The organism is Falsihalocynthiibacter sp. CO-5D18 (genome assembly GCF_041205445.1).
GTDB classification, from domain to species: Bacteria; Pseudomonadota; Alphaproteobacteria; order Rhodobacterales; family Rhodobacteraceae; genus Falsihalocynthiibacter; species Falsihalocynthiibacter arcticus.
Genome location: NZ_JBGFCF010000008.1, coordinates 14,883 through 37,319, shown reverse-complemented (window position 1 = coordinate 37,319; position 22,437 = coordinate 14,883). Strand labels below are relative to the sequence as shown.

The following is a 22,437-nucleotide window of genomic DNA, read 5'->3' as shown; positions in this document are numbered from 1 at the left end:
ACCATGGCCCTTTTGCACATCCGAAATCTGAGCGTGTCTTTCGCCACAACTTCAGGTCAATTCAAAGCCGTTGAAGCCGTGGATCAAGACGTCGCTACCGGTGAAATCCTCGCCATCGTGGGCGAAAGTGGCTCGGGAAAATCAGTGTCGATGTTGGCCGTGATGGGCCTGTTGCCTTGGACGGCCACGGTGACCGCAGACGAGATATCCTTCGACGGCCATGACCTGCTGACAATGGATCAACGGGCGCGGCGCAAGATCGTCGGCAACGACCTCGCGATGATCTTTCAGGAGCCGATGTCCTCGCTCAACCCGTGTTTTACAGTGGGCTGGCAGATCAAAGAAAGTTTGCGCGTCCACCTCAAGCTTGATCGAAAAGCCCGTCATGCGCGGGCTGTGGAGTTGTTCGAGCAGGTGGGTATTCCTGATCCCGAGCGTCGCCTTTCTGCCTACCCACATCAACTGTCGGGCGGCATGAATCAGCGGGTGATGATCGCGATGGCCATTGCCTGCAAACCCAAGCTTCTGATTGCGGATGAGCCAACAACTGCGCTCGATGTGACCATTCAAGCGCAAATTCTCGACCTGCTTGCCTCCTTGCGCGACGAGACGGGAATGGGCCTTGTACTGATCACCCACGACATGGGCGTGGTTGCGGAAACGGCGGAGCGAGTGAGCGTGCAATATGCGGGCCAAAAGATCGAAGAACAGCCTGTGCAACCGCTGTTTGATACGCCACATCACCCTTATACGGCGGCTTTGCTCGATGCCTTGCCGGAACGCGCCACAGAAAAACGTCTGCCCACAATTCCGGGCGTCGTTCCGGGGCAATTTGATCGTCCCTCAGGCTGTCTTTTCTCACCACGCTGTAAGTTCGCGAACGCGAAATGTAAGGCCGAAGCACCGACGCCCCTTGGCCTTGATCTGGGCTACGCGCGGTGTTTCTACCCTCTCAACTCTGAAGAAAGGGCTGTATCATGACGACCCCTGTATTGATCGCCAGCGCCCTTGAACGCCACTATGAAGTCAGCAGCGGCATGTTTCGCAAACCCAGCATTCTAAAGGCCGTTGGGGGTGTCGATTTTGAACTTTACGCGGGGAAAACACTGGCCATTGTCGGCGAAAGTGGTTGCGGGAAATCCACCCTCGCGCGCCTCGTTACGATGATCGAAGAACCCACCGCAGGAAAGCTGACCCTTGATGGCAACCCGATGTTACCTGAGGATTGGGCGGATTTGCGAAAATCGGTGCAAATTGTGTTTCAGGATCCTTACGGTTCGCTGAACCCACGTCAGCGCATTGGCGCAATTCTCGAAGAACCATTGAAGATCAACAATAAATCCATGCCCAACGAAGAACGCGAAGCCAAGGGGCGTGAAATGTTGAGGTTGGTCGGCCTAAGACCCGAACATTACGACCGCTACCCGCATATGTTTTCGGGTGGCCAACGCCAACGTATCGCAATTGCCCGCGCGCTGATGCTTGATCCAAAAGTGCTGGTGCTTGATGAACCCGTTTCCGCCCTTGATCTCTCGATCCAGAGCTCGATTTTGAACCTGTTGATGGACCTACAGGAACGCCTGCAGCTGGCTTATATGTTCATCAGTCACGACTTGGGCGTTGTGCGCCATGTGGCCGACGAAGTTATCGTGATGTACCTTGGTCGCGCGGTGGAAAAGGGCAGCAAAGAAACACTGTTCTCAAACCCTCAACATCCTTACACCGTTGCCCTGATGTCGGCCGCCCCTCAGGCCAATCCGTCCAAGGCAAAAAAGCGGATTAAACTCATGGGGGAGTTGCCGTCGCCGCTCAATATTCCCGACGGTTGCCCCTTTGCGCCGCGGTGTTGGAAGGTGCAGGATCGGTGCCGTTCCGAGCGGCCGGAGCTTGGCGGTGATGCGCATAGCTCGGCGTGTTTCTTTCCGGAACCCTAAGGTTCGTCGCGACCCGCGCGCATAACAACTTGTTTTTATCCCATGCCTTAATCCTCCGAATTGCGAGGACCTTAAGGCATGGTCGTGCATTACAAAATCAAAGTCGCAAACTGCGCAAGTTGGGTGTTGACCTTACCCTTACTGGAACCCTCATCACTACTCCAAAGAAGCGAATCAAGGAGACTGAAATGGCGGACGAAAATATTGTGACCTTATCCATCGAGGGGATGAGCTGCGCGTCGTGTGTCGGTCGGGTTGAAAAATCCCTGAAGGCGGTTTCTGGTGTGTCATCGGCCGCTGTTAATCTTGCAAATGAGACGGCGCAAGTGCAGTTTTCGTCTCCCGCTGACCTTGCGGTTTTGACGCAAGCCTTGGAGGGCGCGGGCTATCCTGCAGTGACGGCTGAGATTACTTTGGAAGTCGAAAGCATGACCTGCGCCTCTTGCGTGGGGCGTGTCGAACGGGGGTTGAAAGCGGCGACAGGTGTTTTGGATGCCTCGGTGAATTTAGCCACGGAAACGGCAACGCTGCGATATATCGTTGGAGCAACAACGCCCGCCGATTTGGCGCGCGTGGCAACTGGCTTGGGGTATCCGGCCAAAGTTAAAGCGGGGGTGGACACGGAGAAAGCAGATCGCAAAGCCGCCGAAATTTCGCGTCTTGGGCGGTTGACGTTGATTGCCGCGCTGCTTGCTTTACCGGTTTTCATCCTCGAAATGGGCAGCCATGTCATTCCGGGAATGCACATGTGGGTCGAGCGCACAATCGGCCTGCAAACCAGCCGCATTGTGCAATTTCTCCTAACGACTGCTGTTCTGCTTGGACCGGGATTACAGTTCTATACCAAAGGCTTCCCGCTGCTTCTTAAAGGAAAGCCGGACATGAATTCACTGGTGGCGTTGGGCACCTCGGCGGCCTACGGGTTTTCATTGGTTTCGACATTTGCCCCAAAATTACTGCCTCAGGGAACTGCGAATGTATACTTCGAAGCGGCCGCTGTTATCGTTGTTTTGATCTTACTCGGACGCTGGCTTGAGGCCCGCGCCAAGGGGCGCACAGGCGAAGCAATCCGCAAACTTGTGGGGCTGCAAGCCAAAGAAGCGCGGGTGGAACGCAATGGCGTGGTCGTTGAGTTGCCCATTGACGAGATCGCCGTGGGCGACGTCATCCATCTGCGACCCGGTGAAAAGATCGCGGTCGACGGCGAGGTTTTGAGCGGCACGTCCTATGTGGATGAAAGCATGATCACTGGCGAACCCGTGCCCGTGGAAAAATCCGAAGGCGCAATGGTCGTCGGAGCGACGGTCAACGGGGCAGGGGCTTTGACCTTTCGCGCGACGAAAGTTGGCGCGGATACCATGCTTGCGCAGATCATCGCGATGGTCGAACGAGCGCAGGGAGCCAAACTGCCGATCCAAGGCGCGGTCGATAAAATTACCGCATGGTTCGTGCCTGCTGTGATCGCGGCGGCGGCCGTCACGATCGCGGTCTGGTTGATCTTTGGTCCGTCGCCTGCGTTGAGTTACGCAATTGTCGCGGGGGTCGCGGTTTTGATCATCGCCTGTCCCTGTGCGATGGGATTGGCGACGCCAACGTCCATTATGGTGGGCACGGGGCGCGCCGCTGAAATGGGCGTGTTGTTTCGCAAAGGCGATGCGTTGCAATCCTTGCAAGAGGTCAAAGTTGTGGCGCTTGATAAGACGGGAACATTGACGGCGGGACGCCCTGAATTGACCGATTTGGTGATTGCAGCCTCGTTTGTAGAGTCCGAAGTTTTGCGCCTTGTGGCCGCTGTGGAAACCCAGTCTGAACATCCTATCGCCGCGGCCGTCGTGCGGGCTGCGACCACGCGCAAGTTGGACATTCCTACCGTAGACACGTTTGCCTCGATCACCGGTTTTGGGGTCAGTGCGAGCGTGGAAGGCCACAACATTCTGGTCGGGGCGGATCGCCTCATGCGGCGTGACGGGATCGACATGGGCGATTTCGCCGATACCGGCGCGGCGCTTGGAAAAAAAGGACGCACACCGATTTATGCCGCTGTTGACGGACGGATTGCCGCCGTCATTGGTGTGTCAGATCCGATCAAGCCCACCACCCCCGCCGCCATTGCCGCGCTGCACGAATTGGGCCTGACTGTGGCGATGATTACGGGCGACAACCAAGGCACGGCCGACGTGATTGCCCGTGAGTTGGGAATTGATATCGTCGTGGCCGAAGTCTTGCCCGAGGGCAAAGTCGATGCGCTTAAAGCCTTGCAAAAAAAGGGGAAACTGGCGTTTGTGGGCGACGGAATTAACGACGCACCCGCCTTGGCCCAAGCAGATGTGGGCATCGCGATAGGCACGGGCACGGATGTGGCCATTGAAACGGCGGATGTGGTTTTGATGTCAGGAGACCTGATTGGTGTGGTCAATGCATTTGATATTTCGGGGCGGGTGATGCGCAATATTCGCCAGAACCTGTTTTGGGCGTTCGGCTATAATACTTTGCTCATCCCTGTGGCCGCTGGGGCCTTGTTCCCGGCGTTTGGCGTGATGCTCTCACCCGTACTGGCGGCGGGTGCTATGGCGTTTTCAAGCATTTTTGTGTTAAGCAATGCGTTGCGGTTACGGTGGGTCAAGCCTGCGGTCGCAACGACCACACCCCCGCAAGCATCTGCGCTTGTCCCCCGCAAAACTGCTCAAGCGGCGTGATCTGGAGGATCTTATGAACCTGAATATCGGCGATGTTACTAAACACACAGGCCTGCCTGCGAAAACCATCCGTTACTATGAGGATATCGGTCTTGTGCGGCCTTTGCGCGACACCAATAATTATCGGGTTTTTCGCGAGACAGACCTGCATAAACTGACCTTTTTGGGGCGCGCGCGGGCGTTGGGATTTACCATCGGCGAGTGTCGCACGCTCTTGGCGCTTTATGAGGACTCGGGCCGCGCGAGTGCCGATGTAAAGGCGATTGCGCAACAGCATTTGCAGGAGATTGAGGCTAAGATTACCGACCTTCAGGCGATGCATGCCACCTTGACGCATTTGTCAAAGGAATGCGCGGGGGACCACCGCCCTGATTGCCCGATTTTGGAAGGGTTGAGTGGTCCGGCCTTGAATTAAACGCCATCTGGAAATTCGTGCGTTTTGGGATGTGCATGTTCGTTTTTTACGCAAGATCCGTGAACCATTTGTGGTTTACGGACTTGATATCTTCGATATGGATTAAAATGCGAGACAGGTGTTTCGTGATGGCCTCGGCGGCTGCATCCGCATCGCTTTCGGAAATGGCTTTAAATATTTCGACATGTTCTTTTAGGACAAATTCTTGCGACGAGGAGTCGAGAGTGAGCATGCGAACGCGATCCATGTGCGCTTTATTCTCAAGGATAAGGTCCCAAACATATCCAACACCGGCAAGATTGCATATTTCGCGGTGAAATTGGTCGTCCAGCAAGTGAAATAGCTCGCGATCCTGCGCATCATAGGCGGCCCGTTGTTTTTCTATCAGGTTTGACAGGACGTTTATCCCCACGTCGGTGCTTTTCTCGCAGGCGGTTCTACAGGTATGTATTTCCAATGCCGTGCGAATAAACCTTGCGCGCAAAACGGCTTTTTCTGAAATTAAACTGACTTTTGTGCTGCTTTGCGGGCGGATAGAGAGGAAGCCGAGCTTTGCCAAACGTTTGAACGCTTCGCGCACAGGTTGACGTGACACGCCCATTTTCTGTGCGACGTCCGTTTCGGAAATCTTCGTGCATGGGGCGAGTTTAAGCGTCAAAATTTGATGCTGCAATGCGTCGAAAACTTGGTCGGCGACCGTAGGAACGCTCGTCGGGCGAATTTGCGTCAGGGGAAGGCCATCGTCAATCTGCCGCTCTGAGTCATCCATGTCCTTAGCCTTCCGGTGGGTATGTACTTGGTTTCATCTTACAGGATCAGGCTTCGGGTGCAACTTGGATATTAGTTGACTAACTGATTCTGCCAAACTAGGTTATTAGTTGACTACTCGATTCTCATCGATGCAGTCTTGAGGGCGGTAAGTTCGTGTGACGCGATTTTGCATAAGAATATTGGGGAGTGTTTTCATGGGTTTATTGGACAGTAATCGTTTGTTCCCGCTTGTGCCTTCCGTACGAAAAATTGCACGAGATCTTTATGATACCGTCCGTGATTTGCCAATCATTAGTCCGCATGGTCACACCGACCCCCGCTGGTACGCCGAAAACGTAGCCTTCGCCGATCCCGCCCAATTGTTTGTGACGCGCGATCATTACGTGTTTCGGATGCTGCATTCTCAGGGCATTGCCCTTGAGGATTTAGGCGTCCCAACCGAGGATGGTGGCGCTATCGAGCAGGATTCCCGCAAGATCTGGCGCCGGTTTGCCGAAAACTATCATCTGTTTCGCGGCACGCCGTCGCGCCTCTGGGTCGACCACGCATTTCAAGAGGTTTTCGGTGTTGCTCAGCGCCTGTCGGCGTCTACGGCGGATGGTATTTACGATCACATCGCTGAATGCCTCACGCAGGATGCGTTTCGGCCACGGGCTTTGTTTGAGCGCTTCAATATCGAGGCGATTTCGACCACAGAAAGCGCGATTGACGATCTGCGCTGGCACAAGATGATCAAGGACAGCGGCTGGCAGGGCAAGGTCGTGACGTCCTATCGTCCCGACGCGGTGATTGATCCAGACTTCGAAGGCTTTGCGCAGAATGTCCAAATCATGGGCGAGATGGCGGGCGAGGACACGACAACATGGACGGGCTACCTTGCGGCGCATCGCAATCGTCGCGACTATTTTAAAAGTTTCGGGGCCACGTCGACCGATCATGGTCATCCGTCCGCGCGCACAGAAGATTTCCCACCGGATCAAGCTGCCGCCCTTTTTGACAAGGCGCTCAGAGGCGTTTGTACCCCAGAAGAAGCCGATGCGTTTCGCGGGCATATGTTGACCGAGATGGCGCGGATGAGCCTTGACGACGGGCTGGTTATGCAAATTCATCCAGGCTCCCTGCGCAACCATTCCAGCCAAGTCATGGCACAGTTTGGACGCGACAAGGGCTTTGATATTCCAAAACGCACCGATTATGTCACCGCGCTGCAACCGCTTCTAAACGCCGTTGGTGGCAACCCAGATTTGACGGTGATCGTGTTTACCTTGGACGAGACCTCGTTCTCGCGCGAACTTGCACCCCTTGCTGGCGTCTATCCCGCGTTGAAACTTGGGCCGCCGTGGTGGTTCCTTGATAGCTACGAAGGCATGATGCGTTTCCGCCAAACGGCGACGGAAACGGCTGGTTTTTACAACACAGTCGGGTTCAACGACGACACCCGCGCCTTTTGTTCTATCCCCGCACGCCACGATGTGGCGCGGCGAGTGGATTGCGCGTTTCTCGCCACGTTGGTCGCTAGTGGGCGGCTCGACGCGGACGAGGCACCAGAGGTTGCTTACGACCTCACATATCGGCTTGTAAAACAAGCTTATCGGCTCTGAGAGCCATTTCCAGGGAGGAAAACAATGACTTACACAAAAACACTCGGGGCAGTGCTCTTGGCAAGTGTCGCGATGGCTTCGGCTGCGACGGCTTGTGAAATCACATTCCGTTCATCGGACACGCATCCTGACGGCTATCCTACAGTTGCCGCCGTAAATGCGATGGGCACCATGCTCGAAGAACGCTCTGATGGGCGGCTTTGCATTGAAGTGTTCCACTCGGCGCAATTGGGCGAAGAAAAGGACACGATTGAGCAGACACAGTTCGGCGTGATCGACATGAACCGCGTTTCGCTTGGGCCGTTCAACAACATCATTGAAGAAACGCAAGTGCCTTCACTGCCTTACATTTTCCGCTCGGTCGCGCATATGAACAAAGTGATGGATGGTCCAGTTGGACAGCAAATCCTCGACGCATTCTCTGCGCATGATCTTGTCGGACTCGCGTTTTACGATGGCGGTTCGCGCAGCTTTTACAACTCCGAAAAACCCATCAACTCGATGGAAGATCTGGCGGGTATGAAATTCCGCGTCATGCAATCGGACATGTTCGTAGACATGGTTTCCGCCTTGGGTGCAAACGCGACACCCATGCCATACGGCGAAGTTTACTCTTCAATCCAAACGGGTGTGATCGACGGCGCCGAGAACAACTGGCCATCCTACGACAGCTCGGGTCACTTTGAAGTTGCGAAATATTACACCCTTGACCAGCACCTGATCGTGCCTGAAGTTTTGGTCATGGCGAAGTCGTCATTCGACATACTTACCAGCGAAGATCAAGCACTTGTCCGTCAAGCGGCCCGTGATTCCGTCCCCGTCATGCGCGAACTTTGGATCGCCCGCGAGAAGGAATCCGAGGCGCGTGTGCGTGAAGCTGGTGTTGAGATCATCACCGACATTGACAAGACACCCTTCATCGCTGCGATGGGCCCAGTCTATGAAAAATACGTAACGTCTCCGACTCTTCAAAAGATGGTTGCTGATATTCAAGCCACTGAATAACGCTCCAGCGACCCGCGTTTTTTGCGCGGGTCGCATCCAAAACCATCGGGAATAAACGCGTGCAAAATTTAATGAAAACCGTTGCCATAACCACGGGCATCATCGCCCGTTTGGCGCTTTGGGTGGCTGGAATCGGTCTGGTGTTGATGACGGCATTGATCGCCGCTCAGGTCTTCTGGCGCTATATCTTAAACGATAGCATTATCTGGACCGAACCTGCGTCGGTGATGATAATGGGGTGGTTTATCTTTCTTGGTGCGGCCGTGGGCATTCGCGAGGGCTATCATTTGTCCTTTGATGTGATGCTTTACATGGTGTCGGAAAAGACCAAACTTTTCCTCTATTCCCTCTCGGATATTGTGGTTTCTGGCTTTGGCATCGGCATGATCTGGTTCGGCTGGCAATTGGCAGAAAAGACGGCTGGCAATAAGCTGCCCAGCCTTGGAATTTCGGGGGCCTTTGATTTTGCACCCATCGTTGCGGGGGGGGCTCTTGTTACCCTGTTCTCGTTTGAACGTGTTGCGCGCCGCGCAGCCGGATTACCGACCGCCCGTTTTGGCGACGACGCCGTGGAGCAATAATAATGGAACTTTACGTCCTTTTTGGAACTTTCGTCTTTTTGCTTTTGATTGGCACGCCCGTGGCCTTTTGTCTGGGGGTTTCCAGTTTTGCCACCGTCGCCTATCTGGGCTTGCCGCCAGTGGTGGTTTTTCAACGCCTGAATTCGGGTGTGTCTGTTTTTGCTTTGATGGCCATTCCCTTCTTTATTTTCGCGGGAGATCTGATGGTGCGGGGCGATATCGCGCGGCGGCTTGTTGCCTTGGCGGGCGCTTTTGTCGGCCATTTTCGTGGCGGGCTGGGGCAGGTCAATGTGCTGTCCTCGGTGATGTTTGGCGGTGTGTCCGGCTCGGCGGCGGCGGATGCTTCCGCGGTGGGCGGCCTGATGGTGCCCCAGATGAAAGAACGCGGATATGACGTTGATTATGCAGTGAATATCACGGTTGTAAGCTCGATCATCGCGCTGCTTTTGCCACCGTCACACAATATGATTATCTACTCCATCGCCGCCGGTGGAAAGATATCCATTGCGGATTTGTTTACCGCTGGGATCATTCCGGGCTTTTTACTGGCGTCTGTGCTGATGATCGCCGCGTGGTGGGTCGCCGTGCGCAAGGGGTATCCCGTGCAACCGTTCGAGGGTTTCCGCATGATCGGGACATTGTTTGTCTCGGCGGCTCCGGGGCTTATCCTTGTGGCGATCATTTTCGGCGGGGTACGGTCGGGTATCTTCACAGCCTCTGAATCCTCAAATGTCGCCGTGGTTTATGCGCTGCTTGTGACTTTCTTTGTCTATCGCAGCCTAAGTTGGCATGACTTTGTCGAGGCAACATTCGCCGCCGTGCGCACCACCGCAATGGTGCTGATGGTGATCGGATGCGCGGCCTCTTTTGGCTGGCTATTGGCCTATACCAAGGTGCCCGCGTCCATGGTGGCGCTGTTGCAGGATTTCTCGGACAATCCGATTGTCATTCTGTTGATGTTGAACCTGATCCTACTGCTTCTCGGCACGTTTATGGATATGTCGCCGCTGATCGTGATCACCACGCCGATTTTCCTGCCTGTGGCCACGGCCTTTGGCGTTGATCCCGTACATTTTGGCGTCATCCTGATTTTGAACCTCGGTATCGGGCTGTGTACGCCCCCCGTCGGAGCGGTTTTGTTCGTTGGTTGCGCGGTGGGAAGAATCCCGATCTGGGATGCCGTGCGCACGATTTGGCCCTTTTATGGCGCGGCGTTTGGCACTCTGATGCTTGTCACTTACATTCCGGCGCTGTCGCTTTGGCTGCCGTCCCTCTTTCACTAAAGGATACTTATGACATACCCTGTTATCCCCGCGGACCTCGGCGTTACCCGCCAAGTTCTGGCGGAAAATCCAGATATGATGGTGGTCGCCTTCCGCTTTAAACATGGAGCCGAAGGTAAATTGCACAATCATCCGCATGTTCAATCGACCTATGTAGAAGCGGGACGTTTTGCTTATACAATTGACGGCGTGGAACATGATCTGCGGCCGGGCGACAGCCTTGTGATCCCGTCAAACGCCCAACATGGCTGCCTGTGCCAAGAAGCAGGTACCCTCATTGATACCTTCACACCGCGCCGCGACGATTTTCTCTAAAACGAAAGATTTCCACATGCTCAAGACACAAACCCGCTACGCCATTGATCCTGCAACGGCCAAAACCTTGGACACAGACAAATTGCGCGAACATTTCCACGTTGGTGACCTGTTTGCCGATGGCGAAATCAACCTCGTTTACAGCCACTATGACCGTCTGATCCTCGGCTCGGCCGTTCCTAACGGGGGCACCCTCACACTGGATCATGTCGCAGAAACCGGCACAGCGTCGTTTTTAGATCGGCGCGAATTGGGGGTTCTAAATATTGGCGAAACGGGCGAAATCACCGTGGGTGGCGAAACCTATGTGATTGAGAATGGCGAAGTTCTCTATGTTGGTATGGGGGCAGGGGTCGTTGAATTTGGCGGTAATGGCCGCTTCTACGTTCTCTCGGCGCCTGCGCATAAAACCTACCCGACCAAGCTGATCAAACTCGCGGATGCACGTCGTGTTGAGTTGGGCGCGCGCGAAACCGCCAATGAGCGTGTTATCATTCAGCTTTTGCATCCTGAAGTCTGTCAGAGCTGCCAGTTGTTGATGGGCTATACCCAGTTCGTCGAAGGGTCGGTATGGAACACGATGCCGTCGCACACACATGACCGCCGGATGGAAGCCTATCTCTATTTCGAACTTCCGAAGGAAAGCCGCGTGTTCCACATGATGGGCGAACCGTCCCAGACACGCCACATCATTATGGCCAACGAAGAAGCCGTAATCAGCCCCCCGTGGTCGATCCATTCGGGCGCAGGTACCGCGTCTTATACATTCTGTTGGGCAATGGCGGGCGACAATGTTGACTTCACCGATATGGATATGGTTGCCATGGCGGATCTGCGGTGAGGTAGTATCTCGCTCTTTAAGCCAAATGAGTTGTTGGAGGGGAGCGGGCGTAAGGTTGCCCGCTCCTTGACTATTGAGATAACGGCACGGCCCCTGTGACGCCCATCCACCAAATCAACCCATTTGTTGTGAAAAACGACAACATAACGGTAACAATGAACGCCGTTGCGCAAACCTGCTCCGCTCCATATTTGGCCCCGAGTATCGGATAGATCGACAGCATCGGCACCGCTGCGAACAAGACGGCAGTCAATACGAATTCCTGCGCAAGCCCCGGCCACAACGACAGAACCGCAAATACCAGCGCCGGATGAAGCACGAGTTTGCCAACGCTGATCGCCGTCGTGCGCCGCCAAAACGGGCTGAGGTTGAATCGAGCGACGATCCCGCCAACGACGAACAGGGCGATGACAGGCGCAACTGACGCAAGCATCTGAATTGTTTTGATTAAGGGCTCTGGGAGGGGCAGGCCGATGCCACGAACCGTCAATGCTGCGATGATCGAAAGAACGAGTGGATTACGGATAAAGCTTCGAAAGGCGCGGTTGGCGGCAGCGGAGAGTGTTGTGCTCCCCTCCAACGCGACATCGGCCGAAATCATAGCTAGAGGAATAATAACTGCGTTTTCAACGATCATGATCCAGGCCAGCACGGGCAACGCCGTCTGCGGAAAAACCATGCTGGCGATAGCAAAGCCGATGAACCCGCTGTTGGAATTAGCTATTCCCAGACCGTGCACCCACGCTTCGGGCGCTCCCTGTTGAAAGATCCGGCGCATAAGTCCATAGCCAATAAACAGCGCAGCCAAAGATGCGAAGAGGTATCCAAGGATAACGCCCCAATTCAGGGCCTCAGCAGAGCCCGATGCGGTCAAGGCGCTAAAAATCAGGGCCGGTAGACAGACTCTGACAGTGAACTGACTCAGCGCATTGATCGTATCAGGGGGCGAATACCCAACACGAACGGTCACATAGCCCAGTAAAATGATTAAATAGATTGGGAGAGTAACCGCGAGGATCGCCAACATCGTTAACTGCCCATATTCTGCTGGTAGCCAATCACAACAGCACCCAGGACCATGTCCACAACACGACCTCGAACGCCTCTCTGGCCCTCTTCGGTGAACAGTCGGTTGCCGAATGACGCAGCGAACGTCGCTTTGTTGGAAACGTTGTAGAAACTCGCGGAGTTGGTCATCCAGTGCAGTTCGAGCGGATCGACGTCATCGCGCAGCACACCGGCAGCTTTGCCACGCGCACAGACGTCGGCCAGCTTGTCGATGATGGCCCTGTTCAGGGTCGGAATGATTTTGGATTTCTGAACGTGTTGCGCGTTGTGAATATTCTCGATCATCACCAGCCGGATAAATTGCGGATTGCTCACATGTGTATCGAATGTCGCTTCGGTCAATCTGCGCAGAGCCAAGACTGGCTCCAGATCGGCAACATTTAGCGCCTGTTCAGTTTCGCGCAACGAAGAATAAACGTGTTCGAGGACGCTCTTGTAGAGCCCCTCCTTATCATCAAAGTAATAGTAGATCATGCGCTTGGAGGCCTCGGTACGGCGCGCAATCTCGTCAATGCGGGCACCAGTAAGTCCGTGCGCTGCAAATTCCTCTGTTGCGACCCTAAGAATGTCGGCCTTTACCGCATCGGGGTTTTGTTTCCAGTTGCTTTTGCGCTTGTTTGGAGTTGGATCTTTTAAATGGTCCATTTAATCCTCATTTCGGCTTCCCTGTTTGCCAAGGCTAGCACGTATTTAACCAAACAGTACATTGCTGTCGCGTTGCGGCCGAACAGAGGAGAGCTTCGGCAGGTCTTAAACACCTCGGGAGGACGGAAATGTCGCGTAAACGTCTTGGCGCAGCCGTTGCGCTTGGATGGCCTGCAACCGCCGCATTCAGAAGATTTTTTTGGGCGGCTCTTTCGTCACGCAAATTATGCGCAGCGGCATTCCGGGTGACGCCGTCACTGTCATCATGATCAGTGCACGGGTCTCGGCCAACGTCTTCATGCTGATTTTCGGTCTCACCGGTATTCGCGTCTTCACAAAAATCGCCGAAATGCCCCGCGGGCTTTTAGTCCTGCTGATCATGCTGTTCGCCATCGTTTTGGATACTGGGCCTTGGCGTTCTTGGTTATTTCATGAAGCATTTCAGCTACCCACTGGGTCCCGTAATCCTTAGTGTCATCCTCTCGCGACTGTTGGATGACATCCGCATTGGTGATGGTCATCAGTTTCGCAACGGCAGAGAGTTTGCAGCATGGCTGGGCGTTGGCATGACCTCGCTTGTCCGGCAGCCCAAGACACCCCGCCGAATGTCCTAGGCGCAATTGCCCGCTAACTGTAAGGGACTTGGCTTGCGGAACTCATCATCGTTTGGCAGGCGATGCTTGCATCGCTGAGAGAAGAGCGGGAACACATGATTGCTTCTGGAAAATGCACAAATCAGACTAAAAATATCGCGGTGCGCCGCCCTTCGCTGACCACCATCAACTCTCAGGTGTTGCTCCCTTGAGGCGCTTTTGAGTATTGACTATTGGCCACTTCTGCCGACTTGATGAGGCATTATTTTATAAAGTGTGTGATAGTGAAAAAACTTATTTGTGCATCTATCTTGGCCCCGTTTCTTGTGACCTTTGCGGGAGCTGAAGAGAATTTGGAACTTGATTCAATGGTGTCGGACAATCTTGTCGCGACGCTTTATCATGAATTCGGACATGGCGTGATTGCGCTGTGGGACCTCCCAATTTATGGCCGCGAAGAGGACGCTGCCGACAATTTGTCGGTCCTGATGATCGACCGACTTTACGACTCCGATGTCTCTGAAGACGTCATACGCTCTGTCGCTATGACATTTGCTGCGTCAGCCGAGACGGGTGACGCTGATTTCCCGTATTGGGATGTCCATGGAACCAATTCGCAACGTTTTTACAACACCGTTTGCATATATTACGGCCTTGATCCAGAGAACCGCCAAGCATTTGCTGGTGAAATGGACCTGCCGGAAGATCGCGCCGACGGATGCGAGGACGAGGCACTCCTCGTCACCAATTCTTGGGGCGCAATCCTCGACGAAATGGAGGAGAATGGCCCAGGGGATAGTTTCTCCTATCGCGGCAGCGAGAAGGATGATCCGTTTTTGGCGTCTGTCATTCAGAGCGAAGTTGACGCCCTCAACGCGATGTTATCGATGGACTTTGAACTTCCGGTCATCGCTGAGGACTGTGGAGAAACGAACGCGTTTTTTAGCAGCGATACAGGTGGCGTAACAATGTGTACGGAGTACGAACCATATACGCGGGACCAACTCAGCCAGATGTAGCATCGGGTTTGCATGGCGACATGAGCGCGCCACCAACCTTCGCTGCAAAGTTCTTGATCCTAACATTCCGGACAATAATCCCTTGCCACAACGTTCATGCCAAAAATGGTCGCTTTTGACCGCCCAAGGTGCTGGCACGCCAGTCGGTCATTGACGACACCTGACATTCGGAACGGTTCAGAATGCCGCACATAGGCCTCAAACCTGCCGTTAGCTGCACCTTACAGCAATGGCAGCATTGGGCCGAAGCAGGCTTTCGGGCAATCACTATATTGGCGTATCACTCTGCTGAGGGCTCGCGAGGCTCGATTTCTTGGGATGGTAACAACGCCTCATAATACTGAGGCGTTGTCGAAGTATCTGTTCTCAATACTACGTTTTAGCCACTTGCAAAAACCCCACCGGCTTCTGTTGCAGTCATTGTCATTGGCAGGTCTTGAGTTGCTTGCGCTCGAATTTCAGCGATTTTCGCTTGTGCCGCGTTCGCGGTTGCTTCGTCTGGGTAATCAGTAACAACGCTAAAAGATAATTCGCCAGTTCTGAGCATTTCAACACGAGATGCTCCTTGCGACATGATAAGCGGTACATATTTATCTCGCGCAATCGCTTCGAGTTCGTCATTCCATTCAGTTGTCGTCCAATGTGATATCGAGGTATAAGCCATAGTCTTCTCCCATCAAAAATTACAGTCCGAACAGATTTGCATAGTTCAATTGATTGGCAAAACTATATCTCAAACCGTCGGTAGGTGCGCTGTCCCTTGCCCATTCATTTCAAATCGCAGCCGCTAAGACAAAGCAGGCGCACGGAGGCGCTCACCTTTTTATGGGGGATGGGCGAGCAGCGAACCCCAATCCATCATAAGCGACCAGTAGAAGTTAGCTGCCATTTTTCAAACCGCGTGCTAGGCTTATAGTCATTAGTTAATTAGAGGTTGATATGTCTAAATCGGATTACGAAAAAATAGAGGGTCGCCTCCACGGCGAGCAACCTGTGCAGGAGCAAGAAGACAATATGCTTCTCCGTTTGCTTTACATGATACTTATCGCGATTATGACGAGCATCGCCCAAACAATACTTGGCGCAGCGACAGTCGTGCAGTTTGTTATCATGCTAATTAACAATAAGCAGCCGAATGAGCGTTTAGCCGAATTTGGTACCGACTTAGGAGTTTGGTTGGCTAAAGCCGCTCGTTTTCAAACCGCAGCAAGCGAAGTTAAACCATGGCCGTGGACTGAACTCGATTGAACGTTAAAAAATGCCGCTTGAAAACAATTTCTAGCTTACGCTTTTGGTGGAGGAGCTGCGAGGTTATGCTACCGCAGCATTCGTCACTAAGGGCGGTTTGCGGACCTCCACTGCGCGAGCAAAACACATCCCATACAATATCAGTATCTCCTCGTGCAATGTAGGATTATTGTCGGCCCAGTACATTCATAATTCAAGCGCTCCCAATTTAATCACCAAGCACCAAATCAAGTGCAATGCCGTTTTGGTCAAAAGCGTGAATTTCTGTCGGAGCGAAGGATAAACTGACGTTGTCACCAGGTTTAAGGTCCGAACTTCCATTGATACGCATCGTAATTTGCCCCGCATCCGCGCATGAAACGATCACAAACGTGTCGGCACCCAAGTATTCAAGCACATCCACTGTTCCCTCAAGATCACCGCGTCCTGCGGCGGCGAGTTCGATATGCTCGGGCCTCACACCGATAGAAACCGCGGTTTTCGGAACAGAAATAGTCGGGAGCGTCGACGCTGGAACAACATTCATCCGAGGAGAGCCAATGAATTGGGCCACAAACAGGTTGCCCGGCTTTTCATAAAGCTCTCTTGGGCTGCCAACTTGTGCAATTTTTCCAAAGTCCAACACGACAATCCGGTCGGCCAAGGTCATGGCCTCGACTTGGTCATGAGTCACATAGATCATTGTGGATTTCAGGGTCTGGTGCAACTTCGCGATCTCGTACCGCATTTCTACCCGCAGCGACGCATCGAGATTTGACAAAGGTTCGTCGAATAAAAACGCCGTCGGGTCGCGCACGATTGAGCGCCCAATTGCAACCCGTTGCCGTTGCCCCCCCGAGAGGTCCTTTGGCCGGCGATCCATATAGTCATCCAGCTTTAACACGCGCGCAGCTTCACCGACTTTTGCGTCGATTTCGGCCTTTGGAAGACCCGCTGATTTAAGCGGAAAGCCAACGTTATCGCGCACCGACATATGTGGATAAAGCGCGTAGGATTGAAAAACCATGGCCAGCCCGCGTTTGCTGGGAGGTTCGGCGGTCGCGTCACGATCTCCGATCATAATCTGGCCGCGCGACGTTTCCTCAAGCCCTGCGATCATCCGCAAGAGTGTGGATTTCCCGCATCCAGAGGGTCCAACAAAGATGACAAACTCGCCTTCCTCAATGGACAGATCGACCCCTTTGATGACCTGCACTTGGCCAAACCACTTTTCAACGTTTTTCAGTTCGATTGATGACATTATGCAGCCCCCATCAGTTTTGCCTTTGGATCATGTCTGGCCCAAGCCAACCAGATTGCTGCCGTCCAAGTAAAAGCGGCGCCGCCGCAAGGTGTGGCGTCAAGCGGGTCGAAATACTCATAAAAACCATGCAGGCGGATGAGTTCCTCTGTCTCGCGGCGCAAACGTTCTTCTAAATCGGCACGACCTGACCTCGCTAAACCAATTGAGAGTAGCGCATTAACCACCGGCCATGTCGGGCCCCGCCAGTATTTGCGAGGATTAAAGATGTCAGCTTCGGGGTCCGCAGAGGGGATTCCATAGCGCACGGCATCCCAAACGCGCATCAAGTTTGCTTCCAATTTATCGTTTTCAGCCCCTGCCAGATAGGCAAGAAAGGCACCTGACCCAAGGATATTGGCAAATTCACCCGTGCGCAGGTTTTTGGCATCATAAGCGCCTAACTCTTCATTCCAAATCGTCGGCAGGGCGGCCCGCAAAGCACTGGCCCAGCCCTCTATTTCTGAAACATCTTTTCCAAGGGCGCGCCCCATTTCGGCGAGGTCTTCGTGGGCGCGCAGCAAGATAAAGGTAATTCCAGGGTCCGCCATCAGGAACGGTCCATCCGCGACGATTTTTTCATCGTTCCAGCCCGCGTCGCGGCCGAAATTCACCATCGTGATATAGCGGTCATAGTCTTCTTTGGTCGGGCGCATTTCAGGGTCGACATGGCCGGTATCCCGCCGCGTATACGGCCCCGCACCTGATCCATCGACTCCCGCCATTCCCTTATCCCAATCGGGGCAATTGTCACGACCACTTTCCCACGGGTGGGTAATCGCCGCCGCGCCGTGTGTACAACGAACTTCATGCCACCAGCGATGCCAATTTACGAGTTTTGGATAGAGCGCCTCTAGGCGGTTTTTGCCCACAGCTTTATCCATTTCCCAGACCCGTCGCACCAAGATTGCCGCGACCGGTGGTTGCGAGATTCCCGATGTTGCTGGCGTTTGATGGGTGCCCCAAACATCGGGGCCGGGGAAGTATCCCGGATCGGGTTTATGAAAAATAATGTGGGGAACCATGCCGCTGTCCCATTGGCTTGCCATTAGCGTGTCAAACTCGTCCCAAGCGCGGGGCTGATCGAACGTTGCAAAGCCCCAAGCCGCAAAAGCGCTGTCCCAATTCCACTGGTATGGGTACAGCCCATGCGTTGGCAAAGTATATCCGCCCTGATCGTTCTGGCGCAAAATATTGCGTGCGGTTTCATCGAGATCCATGTCTATCCCTTCACTGACCCAGCGGTCAGCCCTTTCGTCATAAAGCGTTCTAATCCAAGGAACAAAGCCATGATCGGAACCGTCGCTATGACCGACCCCGCCATGAGGTGTTGCCGTGGAATTTCGGATGAATTGAGGGAGGCTATCCCGCGTGTGAGGGTGAATTTCGAGGGATCATCCAACAGCATAAAGGCCAAAAGAAATTCGTTCCATGCGATCATGAAAACATAAAGGGAGACCGAGGCCATTGCGGGCAGTGAAAGTGGCAGCGTGATCTTCCAAATCACGGCCAGTCGCGAGAGGCCATCCATCAATCCCGCTTCTTCTATCTCGGCAGGCAATCCGCGAAAATACCCTTGCAGCATATAGAGGGCCACAGGGATCGTTGTGACCGGATAGATCATCACGATCCCAAAGATCGAATTGCGCAGACCAGTCATAGAGAAGGCGATATAAATCGGCAGCGCCAAAACGATCATGGGAACCATATAAATCAACAGGATCGACCGTGAGAACGCAGCGCGCCCTTTAAACCGCAAACGCGCGACGGCATAGGCCCCCGGAATTGCGAACGCCAAGGTGATAAAGACCGTTAGAACGGAAATGAAGAACGAATTAAACAAGTAGGTCCCGAAATTGAATTGTGTGAACAACTCGTCATAGGAGCGAAAAAGGTCCATTCCTTTTGACAAATCAATCGAAAAATCCAAAGGATTCTGGATCAGCTCTGATTGGTTTTTCAGGCTTGTCATCACCATGACGTAGAAGGGGATCAGCACGATCGCGGTAAAGAAAATATAGCCAAACCCTGTTAAAAACCGAATAATCGCCCCCTCGAACTCATGGCGCGTCAGCATGCCCGGCACAACTTCAGTTAGGATCAGAGCGAGCGAAGTCGCAAAGCCCACGCCCAACACTATAGCGCCAAAAGCCCGTGCAAAACCGCTGGTTTCGGGGCCAGTGAGCATGGGGCCTATGCCCAAAACCACCAGCACAAAAATGGCAATAGCACAGGACAGGAGAACGATGCGGCCACGGCCAAAAGCCACCAATGCGCCGCCCCCCAAGGCTCCCCAAGCCAACGAAAGCAGGATGCTGGGACGAAAGGCCTCTCCAGTCGCAAATGACATCGTGACCGCGACCGTAATGGACAGAACCACCATCCAAAGCGCTCCTAAGACTGGGCCTGTGAGATATCCGCGTCGCATCATAGCCCTTCCTCCTGACTGATGTATTTGAAGAATAAGACCGAGAACATGAGCAAACATCCAAAGATGACAACGGCCACCGCCGCACCCGCCCCGATATTGGAAATGGCAAAGGCCTGTTCGTAAACATTAACGGTCAGTGTCCTCGTTCCAGCATTGCCGCCGGTTAAAAGGAAAATGTCGTCGAATTTGTTGAAGGTCCAAATGAACCGCAACAGGAACAAGACACTCAGAATGCCCAAAAGCTGCGGCACACTTAGATACCAAAATTGCTGAAACGGGCTGGCGCCGTCCATATCAGCGGCCTCATACATATCGGTGTCGATGCTTTGCATGCGGGCGAGAATGAACAGGAACGAGAGTGGGAAATACCGCCAAACCTCAAAAACCGTGACCATAATCAAAGCCAAGGGGCGATCGCCAAAGAAATTGATTGCTTCGCTGGTAACGCCCATCTGTAACAACAACGCATTAGCGGACCCCGAGAACGGGTCAAAAAGGATCAACCAAGCGAAGGCCACAGCAATGACAGGCGCGACATAAGGGAAAAGGTATAACCCCCTTAAAATACCTTGACCCCTGAAGGATTTATTGAGCAACAGCGCCGCAAACAGGCCGACAAGCAAAGCGCCTATAGTGCCGAAAACAGTATAGAAAAGGGTGACCCAAAGGACCTCAAAGAACTCTTCCCCGTTGAAAACGCGGGCAAAGTTATCAAGTGTGAAGGAGCCATCCGTTAGAACATTGGAGGAGACGCCCGTTGTGATCGCGGGGCTATCTTGAGGTCTTAGCGCGATGGTGAGGTAGGTTCTTCCAACAGTCACCGGAATTGACAAAGTCTCGCGATGTTTCGGCTCCCAATCGCCGAGATCACATTCAAGCTTGCGCCCCTCGAGCGAACAGCGGGCATCCAAAGACTGAACTTCGAGACCTTCAGGAACAATGTCTGAAAATGTAACGCCTTTAATGGGTTGATCTTGCGATGAATTGCGTAACCGGTAGCGAATGGTGGCCGCATCACCAATTGCTGCATAATCGCCCCGAATGTCTTCTCGCAACACAACTTCTGGCGCGCGCAAATCTGCTAGTTCAACCGGCTTAACCGAGATCCAGAAGATAGCAAGCAAAGGCAAAACAACAACGAGTGCGATCGCGATGATTGTTGGGGACAACAGCCCCCAAGCAAGCCTTGCTTCGCGTTTGGCCAGCGGTCCGGTGCCGGTTGGTGGAATAGCCCCCGCCATAATCACAAGTCTCCTGTTTAGCTGTTTTGCGGAAATCGTTTTGGTGCGGGGCCTCGCAAAAGGACGCCCCGCGCATAGTGTCGTGAAGTCCTATTGCACTGCTGCAATAGCCTCGTTGAGGGCTGCAACAGTCGCTGCGGCATCCCGTTCGCCATCAATGAATTCCCGCACATAGCGGTTGATGACTTGGCTGTTGATGATTGCCGAGGCCGCAGAAAGCTGGCCATCGGCCACACCCCAACGTTGAGCCACATCCAGACCACCCACGATCTCTTCGATCATGGCTGCGTCATAAAGCTCGCCCAAGGGGGCTTTGCGATCGACTCCAACGTCAAGTGTAGCCCAAAGATCGGCAAACTCGGTTGGGTTTTCGGCGGTTCCGCGACGAACAGGGAACTTGCCTTCAGGGGCAATCGCAAGCGTGGAGCCATAGCCTTCGTTCATCGAATATTTGACAAACTCCATCGCGGCATCGGTGGACGCGTCAGAGGTAATACCGAAGTAGCGCACATCTCCCCAAGCTGCGCCATCTGGGTTCGACGGGCCCGCAAAATTAGTTACGATCCCCGTTCCAGCGGCCAAATCACGCGATGTTGGGTCGTCGTTTACGGTGGGTGGAGCGCTGTCGCGCAAACCAGCCAATTCGTCGAGGATGAAGGGCGACCAGATGATCATTGCCGCGTTGCCGCTAAAATAGAGGCTGCGCGATTGATCCCAGTAAAGATCACCCGGAGGGGAGGCTTCGGCGATCGCTTTGTAGAATTCGAGCACCTCGATTGTGGCGGCTTCGTCCAAGGCTTGAACGCCATCTGGTCCAACTGGGGAAACGCCATTGGCCAAGAACACATGCTCCAGAACCTGACTCATAAAATTCTCGTCAATCTTGGTTGCGGCAACAAAACCGTACATCGATGGAGGGTTGTGAAGCGCCTCAACGGCAGCAAGAACATTCGCGTAGGTGTTTGGAGCTTCTAAGCCCGCGGCCTCAAACAGATCCGCCCGATAAACCAGCATCTGTGTCCAGCCATCAACCGGCACGGACGCATAACCACCATTAGCTGCAACCATTTCCAAAGCGCCCGGAGCGAATGTACCAACACCGAGTTCCTCAACAACATCTGTCGCCACGTCGGTATCAAGAATACCCGCATCGGCCCATGGGGCGGCATACTGTAAGGGGTGATAAATCACGTCAGGCAAATCGCCCGCGGCGAATGCGGCAGTAGCGCGTGTACCGAGATCATTCTCAGAAACGGGGATAACCTGAACTGTGTGTCCAGATGCCTTGGCAAAGTCTGCTGCCATTGCTTCTTGGCGTGCAAGCCGTTCGGGCTGCTCTTCTGTTGTCCAGAACCGCAACTCGTCAGCCTGTGCTGCGAATGCGCTAAGGATCAGTGTCATTGCGACGCCAGACCTCATGATAGATTTACTGTTAAGTTTCATTGTCTTCCTCCCATTAATATTGTCGTTT

At 53.7% G+C, this 22,437-nt stretch carries 22 protein-coding genes; 13 read left to right on the top strand and 9 right to left on the bottom strand.

All coding sequences use genetic code 11. The features are described 5' to 3' along the window. Positions 1 to 3 precede the first annotated feature (3 nt). The 4 genes from AB9F27_RS11975 (at position 4) to cueR (ending at position 5,045) form a co-directional block, all read left to right on the top strand. Positions 4 to 981 (top strand): ABC transporter ATP-binding protein, encoded by a 978-nt coding sequence (locus AB9F27_RS11975; protein WP_335584523.1) that lies wholly within the window; start codon positions 4 to 6, stop codon positions 979 to 981. After that, positions 978 to 1,934, top strand: a complete 957-nt coding sequence (locus tag AB9F27_RS11970; protein WP_335584524.1) for a dipeptide ABC transporter ATP-binding protein — start codon at positions 978 to 980, stop codon at positions 1,932 to 1,934. The genes AB9F27_RS11975 and AB9F27_RS11970 overlap by 4 nt, the downstream gene beginning before the upstream one ends. 188 nt (positions 1,935 to 2,122) lie before the next feature. Beyond that, positions 2,123 to 4,630 carry a heavy metal translocating P-type ATPase gene (locus AB9F27_RS11965; protein WP_335584525.1) on the top strand — a complete coding sequence of 836 codons (2,508 nt, stop codon included), beginning with the start codon at positions 2,123 to 2,125 and terminating at the stop codon, positions 4,628 to 4,630. 19 nt (positions 4,631 to 4,649) lie between these two features. After that, positions 4,650 to 5,045 carry a Cu(I)-responsive transcriptional regulator gene (gene cueR, locus AB9F27_RS11960; protein ID WP_335584548.1) on the top strand — a complete coding sequence of 132 codons (396 nt, stop codon included), beginning with the start codon at positions 4,650 to 4,652 and terminating at the stop codon, positions 5,043 to 5,045. 46 nt (positions 5,046 to 5,091) lie between these two features. On the opposite strand, the gene AB9F27_RS11955 is transcribed toward cueR, so the two are convergent. Continuing rightward, positions 5,092 to 5,814 (bottom strand): GntR family transcriptional regulator, encoded by a 723-nt coding sequence (locus AB9F27_RS11955; RefSeq protein WP_335584526.1) that lies wholly within the window; start codon positions 5,812 to 5,814, stop codon positions 5,092 to 5,094. A 196-nt stretch (positions 5,815 to 6,010) separates the two neighbouring features. Between AB9F27_RS11955 and uxaC the strand changes: the two genes are divergently transcribed. The 6 genes from uxaC to kduI are packed head-to-tail and all read left to right on the top strand — an operon-like array spanning position 6,011 to position 11,442. Next, a complete protein-coding gene (gene uxaC / locus AB9F27_RS11950; RefSeq protein ID WP_335584527.1) occupies positions 6,011 to 7,417 on the top strand; it encodes a glucuronate isomerase in 1,407 nt (468 codons plus the stop codon). Positions 7,418 to 7,441: 24 nt separating this feature from the next. Continuing rightward, the gene (locus tag AB9F27_RS11945) at positions 7,442 to 8,422 is read left to right on the top strand and encodes a TRAP transporter substrate-binding protein (protein WP_335584528.1); all 981 of its coding nucleotides are present in this window, start codon (positions 7,442 to 7,444) and stop codon (positions 8,420 to 8,422) included. A gap of 59 nt (positions 8,423 to 8,481) precedes the next feature. After that, positions 8,482 to 9,003 carry a TRAP transporter small permease gene (locus tag AB9F27_RS11940; protein ID WP_335584529.1) on the top strand — a complete coding sequence of 174 codons (522 nt, stop codon included), beginning with the start codon at positions 8,482 to 8,484 and terminating at the stop codon, positions 9,001 to 9,003. Positions 9,004 to 9,005: 2 nt separating this feature from the next. Then, positions 9,006 to 10,286 carry a TRAP transporter large permease gene (locus AB9F27_RS11935; RefSeq protein WP_335584530.1) on the top strand — a complete coding sequence of 427 codons (1,281 nt, stop codon included), beginning with the start codon at positions 9,006 to 9,008 and terminating at the stop codon, positions 10,284 to 10,286. Positions 10,287 to 10,295: 9 nt separating this feature from the next. Then, complete coding sequence (locus tag AB9F27_RS11930; protein ID WP_369757738.1) at positions 10,296 to 10,601, top strand: cupin domain-containing protein; 306 nt, start codon at positions 10,296 to 10,298, stop codon at positions 10,599 to 10,601. A 16-nt stretch (positions 10,602 to 10,617) separates the two neighbouring features. After that, positions 10,618 to 11,442, top strand: coding sequence for a 5-dehydro-4-deoxy-D-glucuronate isomerase (gene kduI / locus AB9F27_RS11925; protein WP_335584532.1), 825 nt, complete (start codon positions 10,618 to 10,620; stop codon positions 11,440 to 11,442). A 70-nt stretch (positions 11,443 to 11,512) separates the two neighbouring features. Here the strand turns inward: kduI and AB9F27_RS11920 are convergent, their stop codons facing one another. Continuing rightward, entirely contained in the window at positions 11,513 to 12,469 is a 957-nt protein-coding gene (locus AB9F27_RS11920; RefSeq protein WP_335584533.1) for an AEC family transporter, read from the bottom strand. Positions 12,470 to 12,471: 2 nt separating this feature from the next. Next, entirely contained in the window at positions 12,472 to 13,155 is a 684-nt protein-coding gene (locus AB9F27_RS11915) for a TetR/AcrR family transcriptional regulator (protein ID WP_335584534.1), read from the bottom strand. A 166-nt stretch (positions 13,156 to 13,321) separates the two neighbouring features. Between AB9F27_RS11915 and AB9F27_RS11910 the strand changes: the two genes are divergently transcribed. Then, entirely contained in the window at positions 13,322 to 13,627 is a 306-nt protein-coding gene (locus tag AB9F27_RS11910; protein WP_335584535.1) for a hypothetical protein, read from the top strand. 405 nt (positions 13,628 to 14,032) lie between these two features. Continuing rightward, on the top strand, positions 14,033 to 14,767 hold the full coding sequence (locus AB9F27_RS11905) for a DUF4344 domain-containing metallopeptidase (RefSeq protein WP_335584536.1): 735 nt from the start codon (positions 14,033 to 14,035) through the stop codon (positions 14,765 to 14,767). A gap of 379 nt (positions 14,768 to 15,146) precedes the next feature. On the opposite strand, the gene AB9F27_RS11900 is transcribed toward AB9F27_RS11905, so the two are convergent. Continuing rightward, positions 15,147 to 15,431, bottom strand: coding sequence for a hypothetical protein (locus AB9F27_RS11900; RefSeq protein ID WP_335584537.1), 285 nt, complete (start codon positions 15,429 to 15,431; stop codon positions 15,147 to 15,149). A gap of 275 nt (positions 15,432 to 15,706) precedes the next feature. On the opposite strand from AB9F27_RS11900, the gene AB9F27_RS11895 reads away from it, so the two are divergent. Next, the gene (locus tag AB9F27_RS11895) at positions 15,707 to 16,015 is read left to right on the top strand and encodes a DUF4389 domain-containing protein (protein ID WP_335584538.1); all 309 of its coding nucleotides are present in this window, start codon (positions 15,707 to 15,709) and stop codon (positions 16,013 to 16,015) included. A gap of 208 nt (positions 16,016 to 16,223) precedes the next feature. Here AB9F27_RS11895 and AB9F27_RS11890 read toward each other — a convergent pair whose 3' ends face one another. The 5 genes from AB9F27_RS11890 to AB9F27_RS11870 all read right to left on the bottom strand — a co-directional run bounded on the left by AB9F27_RS11890 (position 16,224) and on the right by AB9F27_RS11870 (position 22,409). Next, the gene (locus tag AB9F27_RS11890; protein WP_335584539.1) at positions 16,224 to 17,255 is read right to left on the bottom strand and encodes an ABC transporter ATP-binding protein; all 1,032 of its coding nucleotides are present in this window, start codon (positions 17,253 to 17,255) and stop codon (positions 16,224 to 16,226) included. Next, the gene (locus AB9F27_RS11885; RefSeq protein WP_335584540.1) at positions 17,255 to 18,514 is read right to left on the bottom strand and encodes an MGH1-like glycoside hydrolase domain-containing protein; all 1,260 of its coding nucleotides are present in this window, start codon (positions 18,512 to 18,514) and stop codon (positions 17,255 to 17,257) included. The genes AB9F27_RS11890 and AB9F27_RS11885 overlap by 1 nt, the downstream gene beginning before the upstream one ends. A 2-nt stretch (positions 18,515 to 18,516) precedes the next feature. Further along, a complete protein-coding gene (locus tag AB9F27_RS11880) occupies positions 18,517 to 19,722 on the bottom strand; it encodes a carbohydrate ABC transporter permease (RefSeq protein ID WP_335584549.1) in 1,206 nt (401 codons plus the stop codon). Then, entirely contained in the window at positions 19,722 to 20,966 is a 1,245-nt protein-coding gene (locus AB9F27_RS11875) for a carbohydrate ABC transporter permease (RefSeq protein ID WP_369757737.1), read from the bottom strand. The genes AB9F27_RS11880 and AB9F27_RS11875 overlap by 1 nt, the downstream gene beginning before the upstream one ends. A 90-nt stretch (positions 20,967 to 21,056) precedes the next feature. Continuing rightward, positions 21,057 to 22,409: an extracellular solute-binding protein gene (locus tag AB9F27_RS11870; RefSeq protein WP_335584542.1), complete on the bottom strand. Its 1,353-nt coding sequence runs from the start codon at positions 22,407 to 22,409 to the stop codon at positions 21,057 to 21,059. Between the last annotated feature and the right edge of the window lie 28 nt (positions 22,410 to 22,437).

Excerpts from the sequence above, each read along its gene's own strand:
- AB9F27_RS11935 (WP_335584530.1), top strand. The coding sequence starts at position 9,006 with ATGGAACTTTACGTCCTTTTTGGAACTTTCGTCTTTTTGCTTTTGATT.
- AB9F27_RS11880 (WP_335584549.1), bottom strand. The coding sequence starts at position 19,722 with ATGCGACGCGGATATCTCACAGGCCCAGTCTTAGGAGCGCTTTGGATG.
- uxaC (WP_335584527.1), top strand. The coding sequence starts at position 6,011 with ATGGGTTTATTGGACAGTAATCGTTTGTTCCCGCTTGTGCCTTCCGTA.
- AB9F27_RS11895 (WP_335584538.1), top strand. The coding sequence starts at position 15,707 with ATGTCTAAATCGGATTACGAAAAAATAGAGGGTCGCCTCCACGGCGAG.
- AB9F27_RS11965 (WP_335584525.1), top strand. The coding sequence starts at position 2,123 with ATGGCGGACGAAAATATTGTGACCTTATCCATCGAGGGGATGAGCTGC.
- AB9F27_RS11920 (WP_335584533.1), bottom strand. The coding sequence starts at position 12,469 with ATGTTGGCGATCCTCGCGGTTACTCTCCCAATCTATTTAATCATTTTA.
- AB9F27_RS11900 (WP_335584537.1), bottom strand. The coding sequence starts at position 15,431 with ATGGCTTATACCTCGATATCACATTGGACGACAACTGAATGGAATGAC.
- AB9F27_RS11955 (WP_335584526.1), bottom strand. The coding sequence starts at position 5,814 with ATGGATGACTCAGAGCGGCAGATTGACGATGGCCTTCCCCTGACGCAA.
- AB9F27_RS11945 (WP_335584528.1), top strand. The coding sequence starts at position 7,442 with ATGACTTACACAAAAACACTCGGGGCAGTGCTCTTGGCAAGTGTCGCG.
- AB9F27_RS11915 (WP_335584534.1), bottom strand. The coding sequence starts at position 13,155 with ATGGACCATTTAAAAGATCCAACTCCAAACAAGCGCAAAAGCAACTGG.
- AB9F27_RS11885 (WP_335584540.1), bottom strand. The coding sequence starts at position 18,514 with ATGGATCTCGATGAAACCGCACGCAATATTTTGCGCCAGAACGATCAG.
- AB9F27_RS11910 (WP_335584535.1), top strand. The coding sequence starts at position 13,322 with ATGGCCTGCAACCGCCGCATTCAGAAGATTTTTTTGGGCGGCTCTTTC.
- AB9F27_RS11875 (WP_369757737.1), bottom strand. The coding sequence starts at position 20,966 with ATGGCGGGGGCTATTCCACCAACCGGCACCGGACCGCTGGCCAAACGC.
- AB9F27_RS11970 (WP_335584524.1), top strand. The coding sequence starts at position 978 with ATGACGACCCCTGTATTGATCGCCAGCGCCCTTGAACGCCACTATGAA.
- AB9F27_RS11870 (WP_335584542.1), bottom strand. The coding sequence starts at position 22,409 with ATGAAACTTAACAGTAAATCTATCATGAGGTCTGGCGTCGCAATGACA.
- kduI (WP_335584532.1), top strand. The coding sequence starts at position 10,618 with ATGCTCAAGACACAAACCCGCTACGCCATTGATCCTGCAACGGCCAAA.
- AB9F27_RS11930 (WP_369757738.1), top strand. The coding sequence starts at position 10,296 with ATGACATACCCTGTTATCCCCGCGGACCTCGGCGTTACCCGCCAAGTT.
- AB9F27_RS11890 (WP_335584539.1), bottom strand. The coding sequence starts at position 17,255 with ATGTCATCAATCGAACTGAAAAACGTTGAAAAGTGGTTTGGCCAAGTG.
- AB9F27_RS11975 (WP_335584523.1), top strand. The coding sequence starts at position 4 with ATGGCCCTTTTGCACATCCGAAATCTGAGCGTGTCTTTCGCCACAACT.